The following is a 22,121-nucleotide window of genomic DNA, read 5'->3' as shown; positions in this document are numbered from 1 at the left end:
CGTGGCGGCACTGGCCAACCAGCTGCCCATCGGGCTGGGCATCGCCGCGGTGCTCCTGCTCATCGCGCTCGGCCTGACGTTCACGTTCGGCCAGATGGGCGTGATCAACATGGCGCACGGCGAGTTCATCATGGCGGGCGCATACACGGCGTACCTGCTCCAGGGCGTGACCGGCCAGTCGTTCCTGCTCGCGCTGCCCGCGGCGTTCGCCGTGGCCGGGCTGATGGGGCTGCTGCTGGAGTGGTCGCTGATCCGGCGGTTCTACGGGCGGCCGCTGGACACGCTGCTGCTGACCTGGGGCGTGAGCCTGGTGCTCCAGCAGCTCGCACGGGACGTCTTCGGCGCGCCGAACGTCCAGGTGACCGCGCCCGCCTGGCTGACCGGCGGACTGGACGTGCTCGGCGTCCGGCTGCCGCACAACCGCCTGTTCACCATCGGCCTGGCCGCGCTGTGCGTGGTCGGCGTGTGGTTCTACCTGACCCGGCTGCCGCAGGGCAGGCGGATGCGGGCGGTGGTGCAGGACCGGGAGCTGGCCGAGTGCAGCGGCATCGCCACCGGCCGGGTCGACCGGTTCACCTTCCTGCTCGGCTCGGGGCTGGCCGGGGTGGCGGGTGTCGCGCTGACGCTCGTCGGCCCGGTCGGCCCGAACCTGGGCACCACCTACATCGTCGACGCGTTCCTGGTCGTGGTCGCCGGTGGGCTGGGGCAGCTGCGCGGCGCGGTGCTCGCCGCCCTCGCGCTCGGGTTCCTCAACGGCTACCTGGAGTTCTGGACCGACGCGAGCCTGGCCAAGGTGCTGGTGCTCGTGGCGGTCGTCGCGTTCCTCCAGGTTCGGCCGCAGGGCATGTTCGCGCTTCGGGGAAGGACCTTGGTGTGAGGACGTCTCTCGGGCGGGTGTCGCTGTGGGTGTGCCTGGCGCTGCTGGTGCTGGCGCCGTTCGCGCTGTCGCCGTTCCGGCTCGGCCTGCTGGCGAAGTACCTGTGCTTCGCCATCGTCGCGGTGGGCATCGCGCTGGCGTGGGGCCGGGGCGGGATGCTGGTCCTGGGCCAGGGCGTGTTCTTCGGCCTCGGCGGCTACGCCATGGCCATGCACCTGAAGCTGCGGGAGGCGGGCGCCGGCGGGCTGCCCGACTTCATGGTGTGGAGCGGGGTGGAGGAGCTGCCCGCCCTGTGGCGGCCCTTCGCCAACCCGGTGTTCGCGCTGGCGGCCGTGGTGCTGCTGCCGGGGCTGGTGGCGTTCCTGCTGGGGCTGCTGGTGTTCCGGCAGCGGGTGCGCGGCGCGTACTTCGCGATCCTGTCCCAGGCGCTGGCCGCGGCGTTCGTGATCCTCCTGGTCGGGCAGCAGGGCCTGACCGGCGGCACCAACGGCATGACGAACTTCGGCGGGTTCTTCGCGCTGGACCTGACCGACCCGAACGGGCAGCGCGCGGTCTACGCGATCACCGCCGCCGTGCTGGTCGCGGTGTTCGTCGGAGCCGGGCTGCTGGTGCGCAGCCGGTTCGGGCGGCTGCTGGTGGCCGTGCGCGACGGCGAGGACCGGGTGCGGTTCCTGGGCTACGACCCGGCGTTGGTCAAGACGCTCACCTTCACCGCCTCGGCGGTGCTGGCCGGGATCGCGGGCGCGTTGTTCGTGCCGGTGGTGGGGATCATCTCCCCGGCCCTGCTGGGCATCGTGCCGTCGCTGGAGCTGCTGGTCGGGGTGGCGGTCGGCGGGCGGTTCTCGGTGGCGGGCGCGGTCGCCGGGGCCATCGCGGTCAACTACGCCAAGACGGTGTTCAGCGAGGACTTCGCCGAGGGCTGGCTGTACCTGCAGGGCGGGCTGTTCGTGCTGGTGCTGGTGTTCGCGCCCCGGGGGCTGGCCGGGATCGCGGAGGCGGTGCGGAACCGGCTGCCGCGGCCCGGGTCGCGCTCCGGCGGCTCGCGGTCCCGCGAGGAGGTGCCGGTGTGACGGTGTTGCTGGAGGTGCGCGGGCTGCGCGTGGTGTTCGACGGGTTCGCCGCGGTCGACGGGCTGGACCTCACCGTCGAGGAGGGCGAGCTGCGGTTCCTCATCGGCCCCAACGGCGCGGGCAAGACCACGCTCGTCGACGTGGTCACCGGGCTGACCAGACCGGTCGCGGGCAGCGTCCGGTTCGCCGGGCGGGAGCTGGTCGGCAAGCGGGAGCACGAGGTCGTGCGGCTGGGCGTCGGCCGGACGTTCCAGACGGCCACGGTGTTCGAGGAGCTGACCGTGGTGGAGAACCTGGACCTCGCGGCCTGCTTCCGGATGCCGCTGCGGTCGCTGCTGCGGCGGCGGCGCGGGGTGTCCGACGAGGTGGCGGCGGCGCTGGCGGAGACCGGGCTGACCGCGCTGGCCGACCGGCCCGCCGGGGTCCTCCCGCACGGGCAGCGGCGGTGGCTGGAGATCGGGATGCTGCTGGTGCAGCGGCCCCGGCTGCTGCTGCTCGACGAGCCGGTCGCGGGCATGAGCCGCGCCGAGCGCGAGCGGACGGGCGAGCTGCTGCACCGGGTCGCGGCCGCGCGCACCGTGGTCGTGGTCGAGCACGACATGGAGTTCCTGCGCCGGTACGCGCGCAAGGTGACCGTGCTGCACCAGGGGCGCGTGCTGCGCGAGGGGTCGGTGGCCGAGGTGCAGGCGGACCCCGAGGTGCGCGAGGTGTACCTGGGGCGGGCCGGGGGGAGGGCGGTGGGGTGATGCTGTCGGTGTCCGGTGTGGACGTCGCCTACGGGCGGGCGCGGGCGCTGTCCGGGGTGGACCTGGAGGTGCCCGCCGGGTCGCTGGTGTGCGTGATGGGGCGCAACGGGGTCGGCAAGACCACGCTGCTCAGGACGATCATGGGCGCGTTGCGGCCCACCGCGGGGCGGATCTCGTTCGACGGGCGGGACGTCACCCGCGTGCCGACGCACCGGAGGGTGCGGGCGGGCATGGCGTACGTGCCGCAGGGGCACGTGTCCTTCCCGCGGCTGACCGTGCGGGAGAACCTCCAGGTGACGCTGGAGGCCGCCCGGCGGCGGGACGCGGCGGCGGTGGGCGAGGCGCTGGACGTGTTCCCGGCGTTGCGCGGCCTGCTCCGGCGGCCGGCCGGGTTCCTCTCCGGCGGGCAGCGGCAGCAGTTGGCCATCGCGCGGGCGCTGCTCACCCGGCCCCGGCTGCTGCTGCTCGACGAACCGACCGAGGGCGTGCAGCCCAGCGTGATCGACGAGATCGAGGCCGCGGTGGCGCGGTTGCACCGGGAGGTCGGGTTGACCGTGCTGCTGGTCGAGCAGTACCTGGACTTCGCGGTGCGGCTGGCGGACGGCTTCGTGGTGCTGGAGGCGGGGGAGGTCGTCCACGCCGGCACGGCGGACGACCTGCGTGACGAGGAGGTTCGACGGATGCTGGCGGTCTAGTGCCCTCCGCGGCCCCGGGGTGCCGGTCTTGGCGCCATCGCCGCCAAGACCGGCACCCCGGAACCCCACCGCACCACCAACTCGCCGGCGACGCCGCACCAGCAGGTGGTCCGTGCTCGGCGAGGTCACACCGGCGGCGGTGGCGGCTAGGCTTTGGCGAACTCCTGCACGATGCGCTCGCAGAAGGCCGGCAGGTCGTCGGGCGACCGGCTGGTGGTGATGTTGCCGTCGGTGACGACCGGCTCGTCGACCACCTCGGCCCCGGCGTTGCGCAGGTCGGTGCGCACGCTCGGCCACGAGGTCAGCCGGCGTCCCCGCGCGACGTCGGCCTCGACGAAGTTCCACGGGCCGTGGCAGATCGAGGCGACCGGTTTGCCCGACTGGACGAAGTCCCGGACGAACCGCACCGCGGCGGGTTCCATCCGCAGCTTGTCCGGGTTCACCGTCCCGCCCGGCAGGAGCAGCGCCTCGTAGTCGTCGACCGACACCTCGCCGACCAGGCGGTCCACCGCGAAGGTGCCGGCGTCTTCGAGGTCGTGGTCGCGCGCCTGGATCTCGCCGCCGGCGATGGAGACCACGACGGTGCGGGCACCGGCGTCGTCCAGCGCCTGCCGCGGCTGCTCCAGCTCGACCCGCTCCACCCCGTCGGCGGCGAGGATGGCGACCCGGCGCCCGTTCAGCTCCCCGGCCACGTCAGGCACCCACCCCGGCCGGGTGCAGCACGACCTTCGTCCAGCCGTCGTCCCGCTTGTCGAAGTGCTCGTACGCCTCCGGCGCGCGGTCGAGGGGCAGCTCGTGGCTGACGATGAAGGACGGTTCGGCCTTGCCCCCGGCGATCAGGTCGCGCAGCTGCCGGTTGTACTTCTTGACCGGGGCCTGGCCGCTGCCGATGTGCTGGCCCTTGAACCAGAACATGCCGTAGTCGAAGGCGAGCTTGCCCTGCTTGGCCAGCTCGTCGTTACCCCCGGGGTCCTGGGGCACGAAGACGCCGACGTTGCCGATCTTCCCGGTGAAGCGCACCGAGGCGACCAGCCGGTTCATCGTCAGGTTGGCCTGCTCCCGGCCGTCGGGCTCGTGCGCCTGGTAGCCGACGCACTCGCAGCCGTTGTCCGCGCCCAGCCCCATCGTCTCCTCCAGCACGGCCTGCACCGGGTCGACCTTCGAGTCGTCGATGGCGATCGCGCCGATCGACTCGGCCAGGCGCAGCCGGTCGGCGTGCCGGTCGACGACCATCACCTTGCTCGCCCCCCGGATGGTCGCCGAGAGGGCGGCCATCAGCCCGACCGGGCCCGCGCCGTAGATGACCGTCTGGTCGCCGGGCTGCACGCCGGCCATCTCGGTGGCGTGGTAGCCGGTGGGGAAGATGTCGGCGAGCATCACGTAGTCGGTCTGGCGCTCTTCGGCGTCCTCGCCCAGCCGCAGGCAGTTGAAGTCGCCCCAGGGCACGCGCAACAGCTCGGCCTGCCCGCCGGCCCACGGGCCCATGTCGGCGAAGCCGTAGGCGGCGCCCGCCATCTTCGGCTCGGGCTGGGCGGTCAGGCAGTAGTTCGTCAGCTGGCGCTCGCAGTTCTTGCAGTGCCCGCACGAGATGTTGAACGGCAGGACGACCCAGTCGCCCACCTGGACCTTGTCGACCCCGGCGCCGACCTCGACCACCTGACCCAGGTTCTCGTGCCCGAACCAGCGGCCGGTCTCGAAGTCGGTCCGCCCCTCGTACATGTGCAGGTCCGAGCCGCAGATGTTCGCCGACGTGATCCGCACCAGCACGTCGGTCGGCCGCTCGATCCGCGCGTCCGGCACGTCCTTCACGCTGACCTGCCGCGGCCCTTCGTACACCACTGCCTTCACCGCTACCTCCTCGTCGCAGGCGCCTACCTCCATCCGGGCGGGCCCCTTCGGGGCCGGATACCCTTGGAAAACCGCTTAAACCAGCAGTCCACAGGGGATGGTGGCCGAACTGGCACTCACCGTTACAGCAGAAGACTCGAAGGGGTGATTCATCGGCCCTTACTGATTGTTCGGGGCGCTCCAGGCGGTGACCCGCCGCTCCGCTGCCGGCGAACTACCGGTGCCCGTCCCCGGACGGGCTCCGCGTGGCGCGGTCCCCGTCCGCGGACTCGCGGTGTTCCCGCCGACGCCGGTTCCGTTCCTGGCGTTCCCGCTCGCGGCGGCCGTAGGTCGCGTTGCGGACGGTCTCCTCGTCCTCCAGGCTCGACCCGAGCGCACCGGCGACGATGCCGACCGAACCGCACAGCCACACCAGCTTCAAGTACGAGCCGGCGCCGACCGGGTGGCCCAGAGCCTGGGCGAAGTAGCGTACAGCACGGCTTTGCGTCGCTCGACTGTCTCGGGAGGACGGTCCCAGAGGTGGTTGTGGACCGTCAACCACACCGTCATGACCAGGATGGTGAGCACCGTGATCGCCGCCGGCCGCAGCGGGGGCAGCGCGTCCGCGAGCTTCCAGAACGAACTGGTGATGATGCCGTGGGCGGCGGTCCCGGCCGCGGCCGCGGTGGCGCCCGCGAGGTGCGGGACGAGCCGCCACGAACGGTTGTCCCGCACCATCCCGGCCGGCAGGCGCAGCCGGCCGCGCAGACCGGTCAGGGCGAGGTGCGTCGTGGACGACCCGGGTCCACCGGGCGTTCGCCGCGTGGGGGCCAGCGCTTCGCGCAACCGCGCCGCCGCGCCCCGGCCGTCGTGGTCCCCGTCGATCCCGAGCCGCCGCGACGCCGGTTCCCGTACCACGTGGACCAGCAGCGCCCGTGCCCGACGCCTCACCAGGACGGCACCGAGCGCGGGCAGTGAGATCACCGCGACCCCGTGCTCGACGTCGACCCCGGCGACGACGGGTTCCCCGCCCGCGCGGCGGGGCAGGTCGGTGACCAGGACCAGCAGGTCCCAGCCCCGGTCCCGCCGGCGCTGCCGCGACAGCGCGCGCATCGGGATGTCACCGTCCTCGTCCAGTGGCAGCCGGTCCACCTCGTGCTCCACCCGCCACCGCGCCTGCCCGCCCACCCGGGCGGCGAAGGCGTCGGGCAGCTCGTCGGCGATCGCCGCGATCACCCGCTCGGGCAGCCCTTCGTCGCCACCACCCCGACGGCCACCTGGCGTGGTGCGCTCATGCGGTTCACCTCGCTGCCTCGCCGCGGCCGAGCCGCCTCGTCGACCACCACGAGCGCCGACGCGGCGGACCGTGCCGCCGAACGGTCGCCGCGCCCGGCCACGCGCTCGCCGCGGTGGCCGGACGCGGGTGACCGTCAGGGCTTGAGGACGACCTTCTCGCAGTTGTCCTGCTTGTTCTTGAAGATGTCGAAGCCGCGTTCCGCCTCTTCGAGCGACATGGTGTGGGTGATGATCCGGGTGGGGTCGATGTCCCCGCGTTCGATGTGCTCCAGCAGCGGCTTCATGTAGCGCTGCACGTGGCACTGCCCGGTGCGCAGGGTCAGCGACCGGTTCATCCACGCGCCGGCCGGGAACTTGTCCAGCAGGCCGCCGTACACGCCGATCACCGAGACCACACCGCCGCTGCGGCACGACATGATCGCCTGGCGCAGCGCGTGCGGGCGTTCGGTCTCCGACCGCACGGCCTGCTTGATCCGGTCGTAGGCGGCGACGTGCGCGCTGCCGTGGGTGGCCTCCAGGCCGACCGCGTCGATGCACTTGTCCGGGCCGCGCCCGCCGGTCAGCTCCAGCAGCCGGGAGCGGACGTCGACCTCCTCGAAGTTCACCGGCGTGTGGCCCGCCCGTTCCGCCAGCTCCAGCCGGTAGGGCTCCTTGTCGATGGCGATGACCTGCGCGGCGCCCAGGAGCCGGGCGCTGTCCATGGCGAACTGGCCGACCGGGCCTGCGCCCCAGACGGCCACCACGTCGCTGGGCTTGATGTCGCACATCTCGGCACCCATGTAGCCGGTGGGCAGGATGTCGGACAGGAACAGCACCTGCTCGTCGGTCAGGTCGGACTCGATCCTCAGCGGGTTCACGTCGGCGAACGGCACGCGCGCGTACTGCGCCTGACCGCCCGCGAAACCGCCGGTCAGGTGGGAGTAGCCGAAGATGCCGGCGACCGGGTGGCCGAACATCTTCTCCGCGATCCCGGCGTTGGGGTTGGAGTTCTCGCAGCAGGAGTACAGCTCGGCCGCGCAGGCGGCGCACGCGCCGCAGGCGATCGGGAACGGCACCACGACCCGGTCGCCCACGCGCAGCTTGTCGGGGCCGACGCCGGGGCCGACCTCGACCACCTCGCCCATGAACTCGTGGCCGATGACGTCGCCGTCCTGCATGGTCGGCACGTAGCCGTCGACCAGGTGCAGGTCCGAGCCGCAGATCGCGGTGGAGGTGATCCGGACGATCGCGTCGCGGCTGTTGAGGATCTTCGGGTCCGGCACGTCGCGGACCTCGACCTTGTTGCGACCCGCCCAGGTGTTCGCCCTCACGCGTCCGCCCCCTTCGCCAGCTCGGAGTCCGACAGCGGTTGCGCCGGCCGTTGCGGGAACTCCTTGCGCGCCCTCTTGCCCCACGGGGCGCCGTCGGAGCGGACCACCTCACCGGTCTCCATGACCTGCTTGAACCGGCGCAGGTCGTCGTCGAGCTGCTGGTGCGGTTCCTCGCCGAAGTACTTGGCGACCGCCTTGCCGACCGCGCCGCCGGGGATCTCGTAGACCAGGACGACGAACACCTCGGTGCTGACACCGTCCGGGGCGGGCGTGAAGCGGACCGTGCCGGCGTTCGGCACGGTGGCCTCCCCGGTCGACCGCCACACGATCTTCTCGCCGGGCGTCTCGTCGGTGATCTCCGCGTCCCACTCCACGTCCTTGCCGAACGGGGCGCTGGCGAACCAGTGGCTCGTCCGGTCACCGGTGGTGCGGACCTGTTCGAGGTGCGCCATGAACGTCGGGAGGTTCTCCAGGTCGCGCCAGAACGCGTAGACCTCCGACGCGGGTTTGCGAATGGTTGTCGTTGCTGTCAGCTCCACCGATCCTCCTGTACGTGCGCCCCGCGCCGCCGGCACGGAACTGGTGCGTGCCTCTCGGGTGGCCTGCACGGCGGTCAGCAGGTCCAGTGCCGTGATCCCGGCGACGGCGCCGGTGACCCCGACCAGCCGCCGTCGGCGATCCCCGCCGCGGTGGGCGAGGGCCACCCCCAGCGCGGTCAGGTCCATCGCGTCGCCCACGACCCTGGTCCAGGCCCAGGCGCCCTTCCGCCGGCTGGTCAGGAGCCCGGCCGCGTGGACCAGCTCCCGCGCCCCGACGACCGGCACCACCGCCCGCGACCGCGCGGAGTCGTCCACGCCGCTGAGCCGGCGCACCGCGCCCGGTGCCGCCAGCTGCACCACGCCCAGCGCGAAGCTCGCCCAACCCAGCCGCCGGCCCCGCCTCCGCACCTCGTCCTGCCTTGCTCGCCCTTCGGCCAGGCTCGCCGTTCGGGACATGGGCAGCCTCCGCATCCGATCACGCCCTGTCGAACGCCCCGGTGCACCACGGCCCGGGACGCGACCGATGTGGACTGGGCTACCCCTCGGCAATCCCGCTAACCCACCGACCGGCCACCGCGTGGAGGTGCCCCCGTCGCGGCTGCCGGGTGAACGCGCCCGGGTGGACTTCGTCGTCACGACACCCCGCGGCGCCGTCACCGACGACCTCGCCCCGCCGGCCCCCGGTCACCGCGAGGTGCTCGTCGCCTCCGCCAGGACGCGGGCGAGTCGGTCGAGCACCTCCGCCGTGGTGTCGACGTGGGGGCTGAACCGGAGCAGCGGACGGGTCACGCGGTGCGGCGCGCGTTCGGGCCCGGCCACCGGGCACACCACCCCGCGGCGGAGCAGCCCCGCCCGCACCGCCGCCACGTCGACGGCGTCCGAGGCCGGTCGCAGGGACAGCACGGCCCCCGGCGCGTCGACCGAGTCGCACCGCGACCAGCCCGGCACCCCGCCGAGCACCTCGCGGGCGGCCCGGCCGACCCGGCCCGCGACGAACGCCTCCCTGCTCCCCAGGCGCCGGACCGGGCCGGGTTCGCCGGGCCACGCGTGCCCCGGCAGCGCCGGCGCCCAAGCGGACGACCCGCCCTGCCACGGTTCGGCCACGGCGAGGAACCCGACGCCACGGGGCCCGCAGCAGGCCGCCGCTCCCGGCGGCAGCGGGAACCGGCCGAGCGCCCGCGCCACGTCCAGCACGACCGGCACCTCCCGGCCCGCGCACAGCGCCGAGCACTCGGCCACCGGCTGGAGCACCGCCCGGTGGGACAGCGCGGCGGTCAGGTGGAGCGGGGCCGGCCGGTCGCGGCGCAGCCGCGCGGCGAGCGCGTCGGGGTCGAGCACGCCCCGCCGGTCCACGTCGAGCAGTTCGACCCGCGGCCCGCGATCGACGAGCGCGACCAGGCTCGGTCCCCGGTCCGAGCGAGGGACCCGGACCACGTCCCCTCGCGCACGGGCCACGCCGCGAGCAGCTGGGTGAGGGCCGTGGACGCGCTCTCGGTGAACGCGACGTCGTCCGCGCCGACACCGAGCAGGTCCGCCGGCCTCCCCCGCGCAGCTCCCCGGCGACGGAGCCCTCGACCACGTAGCCGCCGTGCTCGGCTTCCGCCGCGAGGTGCGCGGCGACCCGGTCCCGGACCGCGTGGCCGGTGCGACCGCAAGCCGCCGTGTCCACGTGCGGGACCGCGGCGGCGGGTCGGGCCGCGGCCCAGGCCCGGCCGGTCCCGGGGTGGGGCAGGACCCCGGTCGTCGGGGGTCCCCCCTCGGGTGCGGTCGGTTCGCCGGTGCTCAAGCCGCTCGCCCCGCGGCCGGCCGGACACCGGCCGCCCAGCGGTGCTGCCGGCGGGGCGCGAGGAACCGCCCGAACACCTCGCCGGCGAAGTGCCCCCCGGCGATCAGCGTGCGCTCGTCGTCGTAGCGGTCGAGCAGCGCGAGCCGGGTCCGGGTGCTCTGGTCGGGGTCGACGTCGAACAGGAAGTTCCAGTGGGGTTCGCCGACCTGCGCCTGGGTGTGCACGGCGTCGCCGAGGACGAGCAGCCGCCGGTCGTCGGCCGGGTCGGTGACCAGCAGGCTGATGTGCCCCGGTGTGTGGCCCGGGGTGGGGACCACGCGCACGCCGGGCACGAGGGGGCGGCCGTGCTCCACGAACTCGACCACCCGGCCGAGCGGTTCCCGCACCGCCTCGGGGTGCGGGCCGGTCACCTCGGCGGTGCCGCGCCAGTGCTCCCACTCGGCCGCGTCGGCGAAGTGCCGGGCGCGGGCGAACGTCAAGCCGCCGACCGGCCGGGTGCGGGTCGCGTTCGGCGCGGGCGCGGCGTCGGTGGTCCAGCCGACGTGGTCGTGGTGGAGGTGGGTGAACACGACGGTGTCGATGTCGGCGGGTTCGAGCCCTTCGGCGGCCAGGTTGTCCAGCAGCGCGCCGCCGGTGAACGCGCCGATGCCGGGGACCTCGAAGTCGACCCGGCCCAGGCCGAGGTCCACCAGGACGTTGTGGGTGCCGGTGCGGATGAGGAACGACCCGACGCCGACCGGCAACCGGCCGTCCGGGTCGAGGTAGGTGGCGTAGGGCGCCCAGCCGTCCGGGGCGGAGGCGGGGAACACCGCGGTCGGTTCGAGGTGGACCCGGCCGTCGGGCACGTAGGTCACCGTGGTGGCGCCGAGGGTGACCTCGGCGCGTCCTGCCGCGTGGGGCATGGCGCTCTCCCTGCGAGTGCGTCGGGGTGTCGTGCTAACCCTCGGTTAGTCGATCGGGGAGGACAAGTACGCACTTGCAAGTGGGGAACCCCGCGGGAGGTTGCCGGACGGGCTTACCGGCGGTTAGCGTCGACCGTGCCCTCCACCCCGGTGCCCCGCCCGCGCCCCGGCAGCCGCAGGCCCGCGCGGGCCCGCCTGTCGGACGGCCACCTCGCCAACGTCTACAGCGCCGCGTGCCCCTCCCGGCAAGCCCTGGACCGGCTCGCGGACAAGTGGAGCGTCCTGCTGGTCGGCAGCCTCGAAGGCGGCCCGCGGCGGTTCGGGCAGCTGTTCGCCGCGATCGACGGCATCAGCGAGAAGATGCTGGCCCAGACGCTGCGCAGCCTGGAGCGCGACGGCCTGGTGGTCCGGCGGGAGGGCGAGGACCGCTCGGTGACCTACGAGCTGACCAGCCTGGGGCGGACGGTGCGGGAACCGATGGCCGCCATCCGCGCGTGGGCGGAGCGGTACATCGACGACATCGAACGGGCCCGCGCGGCGACGGACGGGCTGCCGCCCCGCTGAGCCGACCACGGCGCCACGTCCTCGTCGCAGCTCGACCAGCCCTTCGCCCCGCGGCGCGGCACGGTGCGCGCGTTCACCCCGGGACGCGAGTCGCCCGGCGGGTGGCGGTCGGTCAACGGGTTCCCGGTGGCGCGCCCGCGTCGAGGTAGTCGGCGATCGAGTAGTGCCGGACCTGGGTGGACTCGCGGTCCTCGCCGTCGTAGGGTGCGACGATCGAACGGCACGCCTGTTCCGCCAGGGGGCCGAGCCCGTCGTACAGCCGCACCAGCAGCTCGCGGGCCCGTGGCCGAGCCCAGTCCGCGGGGGCCAGCTGGTCGGGCAGGTCGGGGTCGACGCGGCGGGATTCGCGCCACATGTCCATGGTCTCGGTCCGCACGAGCAGCGCTTCCCGGCCGTCGACGCGGCCGTCCCGCACGCGGGCCAGCACGGGTTCGAAGCGCTCGACGAACTCGGCGTACCGCCGTGCCGCCGGCGTCAGGTCCCAGAGGCTTTCGAGCTGGCTGTCCGCGGTGATGGGGGACAGGGCGTCGGCGGTGAAGACCGTGGCGTTGACCTCGGGGAACTCGCCGAGCAGGGCGGCGAGCACGGCGGTCTTCGTGGTCGGGGAGATCCACACGGCGTCCTGCAGGGGCGCGAAGCCCGCCGCGCGGAGGCGGGTGCGGAAGTTGGTCCGGGCGACGGAGACTTCGGTCGGGACCGAGTAGGCGACGACGAGCCACTTCCGGTCCCACGCCGGTGCGGAGGGCCGGTGGCCGAGCCGGAGCAGTTGGTCGCGGGAGTGCCACCCGTTCGTGATGGCCTGCTTGGTGAGGGTGTAGAAGGTGCGCCTGCCCTCCTTCTCCACCGACAGCACGTCGCGCCGCACCAGCCGGGCGAGCGCGGTCCGGGCGCTGCGCTCGGTGATGCCGAACTCCGCCAGGATGGCCACGAGCGCCTGCGACGGCGCCCGCGCCTCGCCGTCGCCCCAGTAGTCGCCCATGAGGGTCACCAGGAGGTGCTGAGGGTTCGGCCCGGCCTGCATCCGCGGCAACCGGGCCGCCTGCGGCGAGCCCCCGGCGGGCGGCTTCGACACCGGTCCTCCTCCACCTCGTCGGTCGCGTCCTCGCACGATACGGCCACCGCGCGGGCCGACACGGCATTGACACACCTCACTTGTCTACCTACTCTCCAAAAAACTGAGTCTTATCAGCTCGACCCGCTCGGCCGGCAGTCTTCGCTCAACGAGGAGTCGTCATGGCTGACATCCCGACCCGGAGGCCGCGGCTCGCCGCGGCGGCGAGCTACATCGGCAGCGCGCTGGAGTACTACGACTTCTTCATCTACGGCTCGGCGTCGGCCCTGGTGTTCGGCAAGCTGTTCTTCCCGCACGCGGCCCCCGCGGTCGGCACGCTGGCCGCGCTGGGCACGTTCGCGGCCGGCTACCTCGCCCGACCGCTCGGCGCGGCGCTGGCCGGCCACTTCGGCGACCGGCTGGGCCGCAAGAAGGTGCTGGTGGGCACCATGATCGCGATGGGGGTCTGCACCTTCGCCATCGGCTGCCTGCCGACCTACGCCACGCTCGGCGTCGCGGCCCCGATCCTGCTGCTGGTGCTCAGGCTGGCCCAGGGCATGGCCGTGGCCGGCGAACTGGGCGGTGCGACCTCGCTGTCGCTGGAACACGCGCCGCAGGACCGGAGGGCCTTCTTCACCTGCTGGGTCAACCAGGGGGCGACGACCGGCGCGCTGCTGGCCGGCGTGGCGTTCCTCGGGTTCTCCCGGCTCGACGCGGAATCCTTCCTGTCCTGGGGCTGGCGCGTCCCGTTCTGGCTCAGCGCCGCCCTGGTCGTCGCAGGCGTGGTCATCCGCGCCAAGCTGCCGGAATCACCCGAGTTCGCCGAGGTCGAACGGGGCGCGGCGGTGGAGAGGTTCCCGTTGCGCACCGTGCTGGCGCGGCAGCCCGCCGCGGTGCTGCGGGTGATCGGCAGCGCGGTGCTGACGGTGACCGTGCCGATCAACCAGGTGTTCGCCCTGTCCTACGGCATCTCCCACGGCATCCCCCGCTCGACGATGCTCGTGATCGGCCTGGTCGGCATGGGTTCCATGCTGATCACCCAGCCGTTCTTCGCGATCGCCGCGGACCGGTTCGGGCGCAAGCCGGTGTTCACGGCCGGGGGAGTGGTGATCGCGGCGTCGGCGTTCCCCTTCTTCACCGGCCTGGCCAACGGGGACGCGTCCCTGGCGCTGGTCGGCTCCCTGGTGATGATGCCGCTGGGCAACGCGATGTGCAGCGCGGTCGCCCCGTCGCTGTGGTCGGAGATGTTCGGCACCGGGGTCCGCTACAGCGGGACGGCCTTCGCCAACGCGCTCGGGCAGGTCTTCCCCGGCTTCGCGCCCACCATCGCGGCCGGGCTCGTCGCCGGCGGCGGCGGTCCCACCGGCCTCGCGGTCTTCGTCGGCGGGTGCGCGGTCTTCGGCATCCTCGTCATCGCCACCGCACGGGAAACCCGCGGCCTGGCCATGGACCAGCTCGGCGCCCCGGGCACCGCGGCCCGGCCTCGGCAGCCCGCCCGGCTCGACCCCGCACCCCGAACGTGAGGCCCAGGATGAAGACGCGGATCCCGGCCCTGGTGGCCGGCACGCTGGTCGCGATCACGCTGGGGGCGCTGCCCGCTGCCGCGACCGGCCACAGTGGACCGGTGAGCCTGCGGGGAACGCACGCCGACGGCGCCACCTACGCCATCGAGGTGCCGCGGCGCTGGAACGGCACGCTGCTCACCTACAGCCCCGGCTACGGCAGGGGAGCGGGTCCGGAGGGAGCCCCCGCCGCCCTGGCAGGCAACGACCAGGCCCGGCAGTGGCTGCTCGCCCACGGCTACGCGCTGGCCGGCACCCGCCCGTTCGGCGACGGCTGGGTGGTCGAAGAGGCGCTCCGGGACGCCGCGCACACCCTGGCGGTCGTGGACCGGGTCGCCGGCCGCCCGTCGGCGACCCTGGCGTGGGGCGCGTCGATGGGCGGCGAAGTCGTGGCCGGCCTCGCGGAACTCCGGCCGGACCTCGTCGACGGCGCGCTGCCGTACTGCGGGTCCGTCGCCGGTCCGGTCGCGATGCAGAACCAGGCATTCGACGCCGCGTTCGCCGTCACCACCCTGCTGTCGACACCCGTGAAGCTGTCCGGCTTCGCCTCGGCCGAGGAGGAGGCGGCCGTGGTCGCCGAGGTGCGGTCCGCGCTCGACCAGGCCCAGCCGACCGCGGCGGGCAGGGCGCGGATCGCGCTGGCGGCGTCGTTCGCGCAGATCTCCCCGTGGTCGGTCCCCGGCACGCCCGAACCGGGTGCGCGGGACTGGGCGGCCCAGGAAGCCCAGCAGTACGCGGCGTTCACGAGCACCGCGTTCTCGCCGCGCTACCCGCTCGAACAGCGCGCGGGCGGGAAGTTCTCCTGGAACACCGGCGTCGACTACCGCCGTGAGCTGCGCGAGTCGGGCCGGCTGGAGCAGGTGCGCGCCCTGTACGCCCAAGCGGGCATCGACCTCGACGCCGACCTCGACCAGCTCGCCGCGGCACCGCGCACACAGGCCGACCCCGGGGCGGTTGCCTATATGGCCCGCCACTTCACGCCGAGCGGCCGCCTCGCGGTTCCGGTGCTGACGGTGCACACCAAGGGGGACAACTTCCCCACCGTCACCCAGGCACGCGCCTACTCCGACGCGGTCGCGCGGGCCGGACGAGCGGCGCTGCTGCGCGAGACCTTCGTCGACGGCCCCGGTCACTGCACCTACAGCGGCGCCGAGCTGCTGGCCGCCGTGCTGACCCTGGAACACCGCGTGAAAACCGGCGCCTGGACGGGCGCGACCGCCCCCGCGCTCAACCGGCTGGCCGCCGATCTGGCGGAGGACGACCCCGGGCTCGGCGGTTCCGGCTTCATCGAACTCCGCCCGGGTCGTTTCCTGAGGCCGTTCACGTGGCCGACGGGGGCGCCGCGGACGTGACGCGACGGCTCCGCGCCCTGCCTGCCGGTCCACCCGCGCGCCGCCGTGACCGAGAAGCGGGATGACCGACGACTTCGACCCCACGCAAACCGACGACCCCGACGAGATCCGGAAGGTGCACGAGGAGTTGCGCGCGAGCTGCCCGGTCGCGCACACGAGCGCGCACGGCGGCTTCTGGGCGTTGACGCGGTACGCGGACGTCATCGCCGCGGCCCAGGACTCGCGGACGTTCATCTCGTCGGTGCGCGCGGTCGTCCCCAGCGACCCGCGGGGCCTGCGCCGCCCGCCGCTCAACTTCGACGCCCCCCGGCACACGCCCTACCGCCGCGCGCTGGACCGGACGCTGCACCGCCGCCGGCTCGACCGGCTGGAGCCGGCGATCCGCGCGCACGCCCGCCGCGAGGCCGCCCGGATGGTCGGGAAGGGCGGCGGCGACCTCGCCGCCGAGTTCGCCACCCGGCTGCCCGCGTGGGCCACGACCGAGTGGCTCAACCTCGAACCGGAGACCGCCCCGGTCCTCGCCGAAACAGCCGCCGCCTGGGTCGACGCGTGGCGGAAGCTCGACAAGGGCACCGTGAACGCGATGAGCGAGCGGATGTACGCCATCGCGCGCGACCTGGTGGCGGAGCGGACGCGCGAGCCGTTGCCGGTGGGGGAGGACCCGGCGAGTTCGCTGCTCGCGGAGCGGTCGCAGGGCCGACCGCTGGAGCCGGAGCAGGTCCTGGGTGCGCTGCGGCAGAGCCTCGTCGTCGGCATGGTGGCACCGCCGATCCTGCTCGGCGCCACGTTCCACCACCTGTCGGACGACCCGGCGCTGCAGGACCACCTGCGGCGGTGCCCCGAGGACGTGCCCGACGCCGTCGAGGAGTTCATCCGCCTCTACACGCCGTACCGGGGCTTCGCCAGGACCGTCACCGAAGAGGTGCGGCTCCACGGCCGGACGATCCGCCCGGGCGAACCGATCACCCTGGTCTACGCGTCGGCCAACCGGGACGCCTCCGTGTTCCCCGAACCCGACCGGTTCCGGCTCCGCCGGCCCAACATCCACCGGCACCTGGGCTTCGGCCGGGGCAGGCACCAGTGCGCGGGCATGCCGCTGGCCCGCATGGTCATCCGCCTCGGCCTGGAGGAAATGCTGGCCGCGACCACGAGCATCCGCACCCGGAGGGTGCCGGGTGGGGCGCGGATGCCGGAGATGGGCCCGGTCTCCGTCCCCGCGGAACTGGTGGCGGCGCCACCGGCGGGCTGAAGCACGCCCGTGCCTGGTCCGGGCGCCGGTGCTCCACCGGGAGACGCGCGGTCCTGCCCGTGCCACCGCAGGTCGGCGCGTCGGGCTCGCCGTGGGGGCACGGCCTGGCCGGCCTTCGCCGTGGTGGCGGGCCAAGCGATTGCACTGCGCTCCATCACTTCAGTGTTGCCTAAAAGCAACGCTTCGAGAGCGGCGGCGGCTCACTCCCGCTACGCAAAGTGCGGCTTCACGGACGTGCCACACCAACGAGTGAAACGCTTGTGGATGCCACGAAGTGCGGTCGGTCCCGACTCCGCAGCGCCCGCTGGCCACCACGTGATCCGCGGCTTCGCGAACAGCTCGCAGCAACCGGGAAAACGCTTGTGCAGCAACGCTTTAGCCAGATCATCGCAGCCGGTAACGCGGAGGTGCCAGAGCGCGAACAAGGCGGTTGCAGGAGGACCGCAACGAGAGGAGAGGACATGACCCGCTTCCGGAAGTTCGCGACCGCGGCGCTCGGCGCCCTGGTCGTCACCACCCTCGCCACCGCACCGGCGGTGGCCGACTCCCCGGTGCCGACCCAGTTGACCGCGTCGGTGGACACGATGGCGGTCGACGTGGGCCAGGAGATCACCGTCACGGGCCGGATCACCCGGCAGGGGGAGAGCGGGCCGGTCGGCGTGCCGGGCGGCCGGGTCGTCATCAGCCTCTGCGGCGGCCTGGCGTGCTCCACGCTGTCGCCGTGGATGAACACCGAGGTCTACGCGAGCATGGGCGGCTACTTCACCAAGCGGTTCGCCCCGCCGCGCACGGGCTTCCTGCTCGTGCAGTTCGTGCCGTCCGCGGCGGAGGCGGACCTGCTGCCCTCGTCCACGACGACGCCGCAGATCTCCGTGTTCCAGGAGAGCATCCACGGCCTGAGCGCCGTCGTCCGGGAGGCCGACGGGCGGGTCCAGGTCTCCGGCATGATCGGTTTCCCGGCCGAGGTCGTGCCGCCGAGCGGTCTGGTGGCCCGCATCGAGTTCTCCGCCGACGGCGTCGCGTGGACGACGCTCGCCACGACGGGGGTGAGGCAGCTCCGCTGGGGCTACTACCTCTACACGGTGTACGTGGTGCAGCCCGCTTCCGGCTACTGGCGCGGTGTGTACGACGGCCACCCGACGTCGGCCAAGCCGGCCACCAGCCAGGTGGTGCACCTGGTCTAGGTCGAGCCGGCGGATCTTGTCCGCACCCCGAGCTCGTCGGGTGGGGTGTTGTCCGGCGGGAGGGTGGTGGTGACGTGGCCGGCGGTCAGGACCAGCGTGGTCAGCCCGATCAGCTCGCCGTCGGTCACCGGCTCGCCGTCGACCTCGGCGGTGACCAACTCGCCCAGCAGACCGGCACCGGGAGCGGACCGGTGGCGCTTGATCTGCTCCAGCAGGTGGTCCCGCATCCCCACGAGCACAGGTGCCGCGCCGGACACCACGTCCTCGTCCAGGAAACCGGCGATCCCGTCGTCGAACACGACGGCGTGCGAGTACCGGTTCAGCAGGTCCGCCCCGTCGGTCGGCAGGCCGAGCATGTCACCGAGGAGGAGCAGCGGCAGCGGGTTCGCCACCGTCGAGACGAAGTCGAACGTCTCCTGGTCGGCCACGGCGTCCAGCAAGCGGGTCGTGCACGCCTCGACCCGAGACGCCGACGCGGTCCATCCGCACGAAGTCGCCGACCAGGACGGTGGCGAGTTCCTGCCGGGACGGCACGAACGAACTGACGTCGCTGGAGAACAACGGTGAGCGCCCGGAGGACGTCGGCGTACCGGTACACGTGCCACAGCCCGGTGGCCGGGTCCAGCCCGACCGGCTCCGACTCCCGTTTTTCCCTCAGCAGGTCCGTCAACGACGGTGTCCGGGCACCCGTGGTCATGCCGTGCTCCCTCCCTGTCGTGGGTGGACGGTCCCGGTCCGACCGGTCCTCCGCCACGTGGCGCTCGGCGCCGGCGGACCGGCACCCGGTCAGGACGAACCGAGCAGGAGGTTGCCCACGGCCTCGGGGTCTTCGCTGAGGAAGAGCTCCCGGGTCGCCTGGTCCAGGTCGGTGCGCGAGATCCGGCCGTCGCCGTCCCGGTCGAGCCGGTGGAGCGCGGCGTGCAGGTCCGGGTCGGACATGCCGTCGATGCCCAGCGCCGCGGCCAACTCCGCCCGGGTGACGAACCCGTCCCCGTCCCCGTCCGCGTCGGCGATGGCGAACAGGGTGCGGTTCATCGGCACGTACACCTGCTCGACCAGCTGCCCGTCGATCAGGTCCACGTAGCCGGCCCTGGTGATCAGCCTCCGGCCGCCCGCCTCGGCACGGCTCAACGCCTCCCACAGCCGATCACCCCAGCTGTGGAACCGCACCGCCTCCGGCGCGTCCACCGCGATCCCGAACGCCGTCAGGAGGAGGTCGATGTGGTCGTGGACGTCGCGCTCGTCGACCACCCCGTCACCATCGCGGTCGAGCCGCGCGAACATCCTCTCCCGCTTGCGGACCGACAGACCGGCAGCCATTGACCCTCCACCCGTGACGTGCAACCAGGTATAGAGGCATGTCACGTGGCCGACAAGACTCCGTCGCCCGATCGTGAAATCCCGCCCGGGCACGGAACACAGGCCCACCCCCGTCGCCGACAGCCGGTGTCCTCCGGGCTTGCGGCGCCGTCGGTCGAGGGCGTCGAGGACGCGGCGGGTGCCGAAGCGCGGGGCACCGATCAGGACGTCGACGCCGTCACCGCCGCGGTAATCGACCCGCTCTGCCCTGACGTGCGGTGACTTCCTTCGGACCCGAAGTCCGCCCACGACATCGGCGCACGCCACCGCCGAGCCACCGCGCGGCGGCACGAGCAGGACGTTCGCTCGACGAACAGAGGCGCATCCGGGAACGGACAGCTGCGCCACGAGCCGCGTCCGCGCACTCATCAACCAGCGGACTGCCTCTGAGCTGCTGAGGAGAACCTTCGTTCGCGGCGGGCACGGGGCTAGCCCCACGAGGGCCACCTGTCAGCGCTCCGGGCGCACCTGGTCGCGGTGCCACGAGGTGCCGGGGCGGTCACCGGAAGCCCCGGTGCACGACGATGACGCCCCGGCGAGGTCGGGAACGTGGTCGACGCGTTCGGAACGATGGCCGAAGCGCGTGGTGCGCGGTGTGCCCGCACCGGCCGCGCCGTGCGGTCGTCGTCGCCCGTGTCCCGGCTGTGGTCGGCCCGCGTGCGCGGCCGGGACGTCGCCCTGGTCGTGCCTGCCGGTGCCTCGCCATGGCCCACGACGCGCAGGCGCCGATCGGGAAGCTCTGCCTGCGCGGCGTGCACAGCGGCGGCATCGTCCGGCGGTACTTCCCGGAGGGGACCGAGGGCACCTTCGGTGCCGGGACGTGTTCATGTACGCGCCGCACGATCGTCCGTGCGCCGGGGTCATCCAGGCCGGCACCTACAACCTGATCATGTTCGACGTGCGACTGCCAGACCAGGTGGCCGCCAGTCGCACCGGTGCCGACCCCGTCCGGCTGACCGGGGACCGGCCGGTCTCGACCGCGGCGACCCGGCAGCTCCGCAGGGCCATCGCCCACCTGCGCCGCGTCCGGCTCGACCACGCGCACCAGGACCTCCTCGCCGGCGACCCGCGCCACATCACCGTGACCACCACCGCCGCCCGCTGGGGATTCCCCGCCCCCAGCCGCTTCGCCGCCTACCGCACCACCTACGGCCAGTCCCCGGTCACACGCTGCGCACGTGAAGGGAGGTCGATCACGGGCCGGTCACCGGTTCCACCGCGACCCGCCGTCGGGGGCATCCGGCGCCTCCCGGCTCCCGGTGGTCACGGGTCGCGGTCCGACCGCCCACGGTCGTCGTCCGGCGGTGGCCCCGCCGACGGGGCGGGCGAAGGTTTCCGCCGGTGGGCCTCTGGCTGGAAGATCGGCAGGACGTGGTCGGTGATCAGCTGCGCGGCGTGCGTCGTGTGCGCTGCCCGTGCCTGGAACCGGGCGGCCAGCGGGCTGGTGGCGTCGAAGCATTGCCGGAGTCGTTGCTGGGCGGCGGCGTGGGCGTGCAGCCGTGACACCGCGGTCCACAACGCCTCGTCGATCCCGTCGACGGGGCGGTGCGCGCCGGCCGGTCCCGGGGGGATCGCGAGGTCGAGCAGGTCGGCGATGGCCGGTCCGAGTTTGACCGCCGGCCAAGCGGTGGCGTCCGGGACGCGGTCGAGGGTGGCGGTGGGCATGCCGGGCTCGCGGGCGTCGGCGGGGTCCTGGACGAGGACGACGCCTCCCGCCGCGGCCACCGCGGCGGCCCCCTCGGCGCCGTCGCGGAGACACCCGGACAGGACGACCGCGACCGTCCGGTCGCCGCAGGCGTGGGCGGCGCTGCGCAGCAGCACGTCGACTGCGGGTCGGGCGTGGTGGACCCGCGGGCCCCGGTGCAGGCGGAGCGTGTCGCCGGCGGTGACGATCAGGTGCTGTCCCGCCGGGGCGACGGTGAGCAGGCCGGGGGTCAGCCGCTGGCCGGGTACGGCGTAGGCGGCGGGCAGCGGCCCGAAGCGGGCGAGGGCGTCGGGCAGCCGGATCTTCGAGTTCTGCGCGGTGTGCACGGCGATCAGCACGCTCGCGGGCAACCCGGCGGGCAGACCGCCCAGCAGCCGGCGCAACGCGCCGAAGCCGCCGGCGGAGGCGCCGATGAGGACGACGTCGCGAACCGGCACGTCCGGTGTCCCTTCCGCTCGGCAGTCCCGGGGGCACGGCCGATCGGCGGGTGGCCACACCGGGAGGATCCTCGGGTGCTTCAGCGAGGGCGGCGAGGCCATCGCCGCGGCGATAGTGCCGATGCGAAGGCCGGCGCTCGCGCACTGTCTCGAAAACGAACAGCCTGCTCGTCGGCGCGGTCCCGTCGCTGGGCCGCGCACGGGTGGTCGGCGCTGCTCAGCCGGTCGTCCGCCGGTCCTGGCGCCGGCTGCCGGACCGGGCCTTCGCCCCGCGGACGCACCGGTGGGCCGCGTCGGCTCGGCCGACCTCGGGTTTCGTTCCCGGGGTCACCCACCCGCACGACAGCGGCGACACCGGCTGCCCGGGCACCACCGCGGCCGCGCTGCTGCCGGTGGCCGGGGAAACCACCGGTCCCGACGGCAGGCACATGTGCTTCACCGGGTTGCGGCCTGCCGGCCACGTTCGTCGCCGTCGCCGGGTATGCGCCCGCCCGAGCCGGTTCACCAGTCGTCACCGGCGAACCCGCGGCCGACTGCCCAGCCGGACGCCGCGAACCCGAGCACACCCGGAGCGAACGGCAGCGGACGGGCGCGGACGCCGGTGTGAGGG

Annotated in this window: 22 protein-coding genes; 10 read left to right on the top strand and 12 right to left on the bottom strand. The window is 73.7% G+C overall.

The annotated features are described in order from the left end of the window. Position 1: 1 nt before the first annotated feature. Genes urtB through urtE form a run of 4 tightly spaced genes read left to right on the top strand, consistent with a single transcriptional unit; the run spans position 2 to position 3,388 of the window. Complete coding sequence (gene urtB, locus EKG83_RS28530) at positions 2-877, top strand: urea ABC transporter permease subunit UrtB (protein ID WP_033428838.1); 876 nt, start codon at positions 2-4, stop codon at positions 875-877. Next, on the top strand, positions 874-1,947 hold the full coding sequence (gene urtC, locus EKG83_RS28525; RefSeq protein WP_033428839.1) for an urea ABC transporter permease subunit UrtC: 1,074 nt from the start codon (positions 874-876) through the stop codon (positions 1,945-1,947). Before urtB ends, urtC begins: the two co-directional genes overlap by 4 nt. Then, positions 1,944-2,693, top strand: a complete 750-nt coding sequence (gene urtD, locus EKG83_RS28520; RefSeq protein WP_033428840.1) for an urea ABC transporter ATP-binding protein UrtD — start codon at positions 1,944-1,946, stop codon at positions 2,691-2,693. Before urtC ends, urtD begins: the two co-directional genes overlap by 4 nt. Further along, positions 2,693-3,388 carry an urea ABC transporter ATP-binding subunit UrtE gene (gene urtE / locus EKG83_RS28515; RefSeq protein ID WP_033428954.1) on the top strand — a complete coding sequence of 232 codons (696 nt, stop codon included), beginning with the start codon at positions 2,693-2,695 and terminating at the stop codon, positions 3,386-3,388. Before urtD ends, urtE begins: the two co-directional genes overlap by 1 nt. Before the next feature lie 146 nt (positions 3,389-3,534). Here urtE and EKG83_RS28510 read toward each other — a convergent pair whose 3' ends face one another. From EKG83_RS28510 to EKG83_RS28480, 8 genes are all read right to left on the bottom strand, one after another. Next, positions 3,535-4,080: a type 1 glutamine amidotransferase domain-containing protein gene (locus tag EKG83_RS28510; RefSeq protein ID WP_033428841.1), complete on the bottom strand. Its 546-nt coding sequence runs from the start codon at positions 4,078-4,080 to the stop codon at positions 3,535-3,537. 1 nt (position 4,081) lies between these two features. Further along, entirely contained in the window at positions 4,082-5,236 is a 1,155-nt protein-coding gene (locus tag EKG83_RS28505) for a glutathione-independent formaldehyde dehydrogenase (protein WP_033428842.1), read from the bottom strand. 214 nt (positions 5,237-5,450) lie between these two features. Beyond that, a complete protein-coding gene (locus EKG83_RS48400; protein ID WP_228122249.1) occupies positions 5,451-5,657 on the bottom strand; it encodes a hypothetical protein in 207 nt (68 codons plus the stop codon). Next, positions 5,654-6,451: a hypothetical protein gene (locus EKG83_RS28500; protein ID WP_228122248.1), complete on the bottom strand. Its 798-nt coding sequence runs from the start codon at positions 6,449-6,451 to the stop codon at positions 5,654-5,656. Before EKG83_RS28500 ends, EKG83_RS48400 begins: the two co-directional genes overlap by 4 nt. 194 nt (positions 6,452-6,645) lie before the next feature. Further along, positions 6,646-7,821 (bottom strand): zinc-dependent alcohol dehydrogenase, encoded by a 1,176-nt coding sequence (locus EKG83_RS28495; protein ID WP_033428843.1) that lies wholly within the window; start codon positions 7,819-7,821, stop codon positions 6,646-6,648. Beyond that, positions 7,818-8,816 carry an SRPBCC family protein gene (locus EKG83_RS28490; RefSeq protein ID WP_033428844.1) on the bottom strand — a complete coding sequence of 333 codons (999 nt, stop codon included), beginning with the start codon at positions 8,814-8,816 and terminating at the stop codon, positions 7,818-7,820. Before EKG83_RS28490 ends, EKG83_RS28495 begins: the two co-directional genes overlap by 4 nt. A gap of 228 nt (positions 8,817-9,044) precedes the next feature. Beyond that, a complete protein-coding gene (locus EKG83_RS28485) occupies positions 9,045-9,794 on the bottom strand; it encodes an aminotransferase class V-fold PLP-dependent enzyme (RefSeq protein ID WP_033428845.1) in 750 nt (249 codons plus the stop codon). Between the two features lie 348 nt (positions 9,795-10,142). After that, positions 10,143-11,048, bottom strand: a complete 906-nt coding sequence (locus tag EKG83_RS28480; RefSeq protein ID WP_033428846.1) for an MBL fold metallo-hydrolase — start codon at positions 11,046-11,048, stop codon at positions 10,143-10,145. Positions 11,049-11,183: 135 nt separating this feature from the next. On the opposite strand from EKG83_RS28480, the gene EKG83_RS28475 reads away from it, so the two are divergent. Further along, complete coding sequence (locus EKG83_RS28475) at positions 11,184-11,612, top strand: winged helix-turn-helix transcriptional regulator (protein ID WP_228122247.1); 429 nt, start codon at positions 11,184-11,186, stop codon at positions 11,610-11,612. 112 nt (positions 11,613-11,724) lie between these two features. On the opposite strand, the gene EKG83_RS28470 is transcribed toward EKG83_RS28475, so the two are convergent. Next, complete coding sequence (locus EKG83_RS28470) at positions 11,725-12,684, bottom strand: PaaX family transcriptional regulator (RefSeq protein WP_051764761.1); 960 nt, start codon at positions 12,682-12,684, stop codon at positions 11,725-11,727. Between the two features lie 161 nt (positions 12,685-12,845). Between EKG83_RS28470 and EKG83_RS28465 the strand changes: the two genes are divergently transcribed. The 4 genes from EKG83_RS28465 (at position 12,846) to EKG83_RS28450 (ending at position 18,010) form a co-directional block, all read left to right on the top strand. Beyond that, on the top strand, positions 12,846-14,186 hold the full coding sequence (locus EKG83_RS28465) for an MFS transporter (protein ID WP_033428847.1): 1,341 nt from the start codon (positions 12,846-12,848) through the stop codon (positions 14,184-14,186). 8 nt (positions 14,187-14,194) lie between these two features. Then, entirely contained in the window at positions 14,195-15,577 is a 1,383-nt protein-coding gene (locus EKG83_RS28460; protein WP_051764764.1) for a hypothetical protein, read from the top strand. 61 nt (positions 15,578-15,638) lie between these two features. Then, positions 15,639-16,826, top strand: coding sequence for a cytochrome P450 (locus tag EKG83_RS28455; RefSeq protein ID WP_033428848.1), 1,188 nt, complete (start codon positions 15,639-15,641; stop codon positions 16,824-16,826). Positions 16,827-17,287: 461 nt separating this feature from the next. Next, positions 17,288-18,010: a hypothetical protein gene (locus EKG83_RS28450; RefSeq protein ID WP_033428849.1), complete on the top strand. Its 723-nt coding sequence runs from the start codon at positions 17,288-17,290 to the stop codon at positions 18,008-18,010. On the opposite strand, the gene EKG83_RS28445 is transcribed toward EKG83_RS28450, so the two are convergent. Together EKG83_RS28445 and EKG83_RS47110 are read right to left on the bottom strand one after the other, a co-directional pair. Continuing rightward, positions 18,007-18,450 carry a cytochrome P450 family protein gene (locus tag EKG83_RS28445; RefSeq protein WP_033428850.1) on the bottom strand — a complete coding sequence of 148 codons (444 nt, stop codon included), beginning with the start codon at positions 18,448-18,450 and terminating at the stop codon, positions 18,007-18,009. The genes EKG83_RS28450 and EKG83_RS28445 overlap by 4 nt on opposite strands. Before the next feature lie 346 nt (positions 18,451-18,796). Beyond that, positions 18,797-19,330, bottom strand: coding sequence for an EF-hand domain-containing protein (locus EKG83_RS47110; RefSeq protein ID WP_051764766.1), 534 nt, complete (start codon positions 19,328-19,330; stop codon positions 18,797-18,799). Between the two features lie 45 nt (positions 19,331-19,375). On the opposite strand from EKG83_RS47110, the gene EKG83_RS47105 reads away from it, so the two are divergent. Continuing rightward, entirely contained in the window at positions 19,376-19,591 is a 216-nt protein-coding gene (locus EKG83_RS47105; RefSeq protein WP_170191774.1) for a hypothetical protein, read from the top strand. A gap of 1,041 nt (positions 19,592-20,632) precedes the next feature. Here the strand turns inward: EKG83_RS47105 and EKG83_RS28430 are convergent. Beyond that, positions 20,633-21,511: a chemotaxis protein CheB gene (locus EKG83_RS28430; protein ID WP_051764768.1), complete on the bottom strand. Its 879-nt coding sequence runs from the start codon at positions 21,509-21,511 to the stop codon at positions 20,633-20,635. Between the last annotated feature and the right edge of the window lie 610 nt (positions 21,512-22,121).

It is taken from the genome of Saccharothrix syringae (assembly GCF_009498035.1).
Lineage (GTDB): Bacteria > Actinomycetota > Actinomycetes > Mycobacteriales > Pseudonocardiaceae > Actinosynnema > Actinosynnema syringae.
This window is presented reverse-complemented; position numbering and strand designations above follow the sequence as displayed.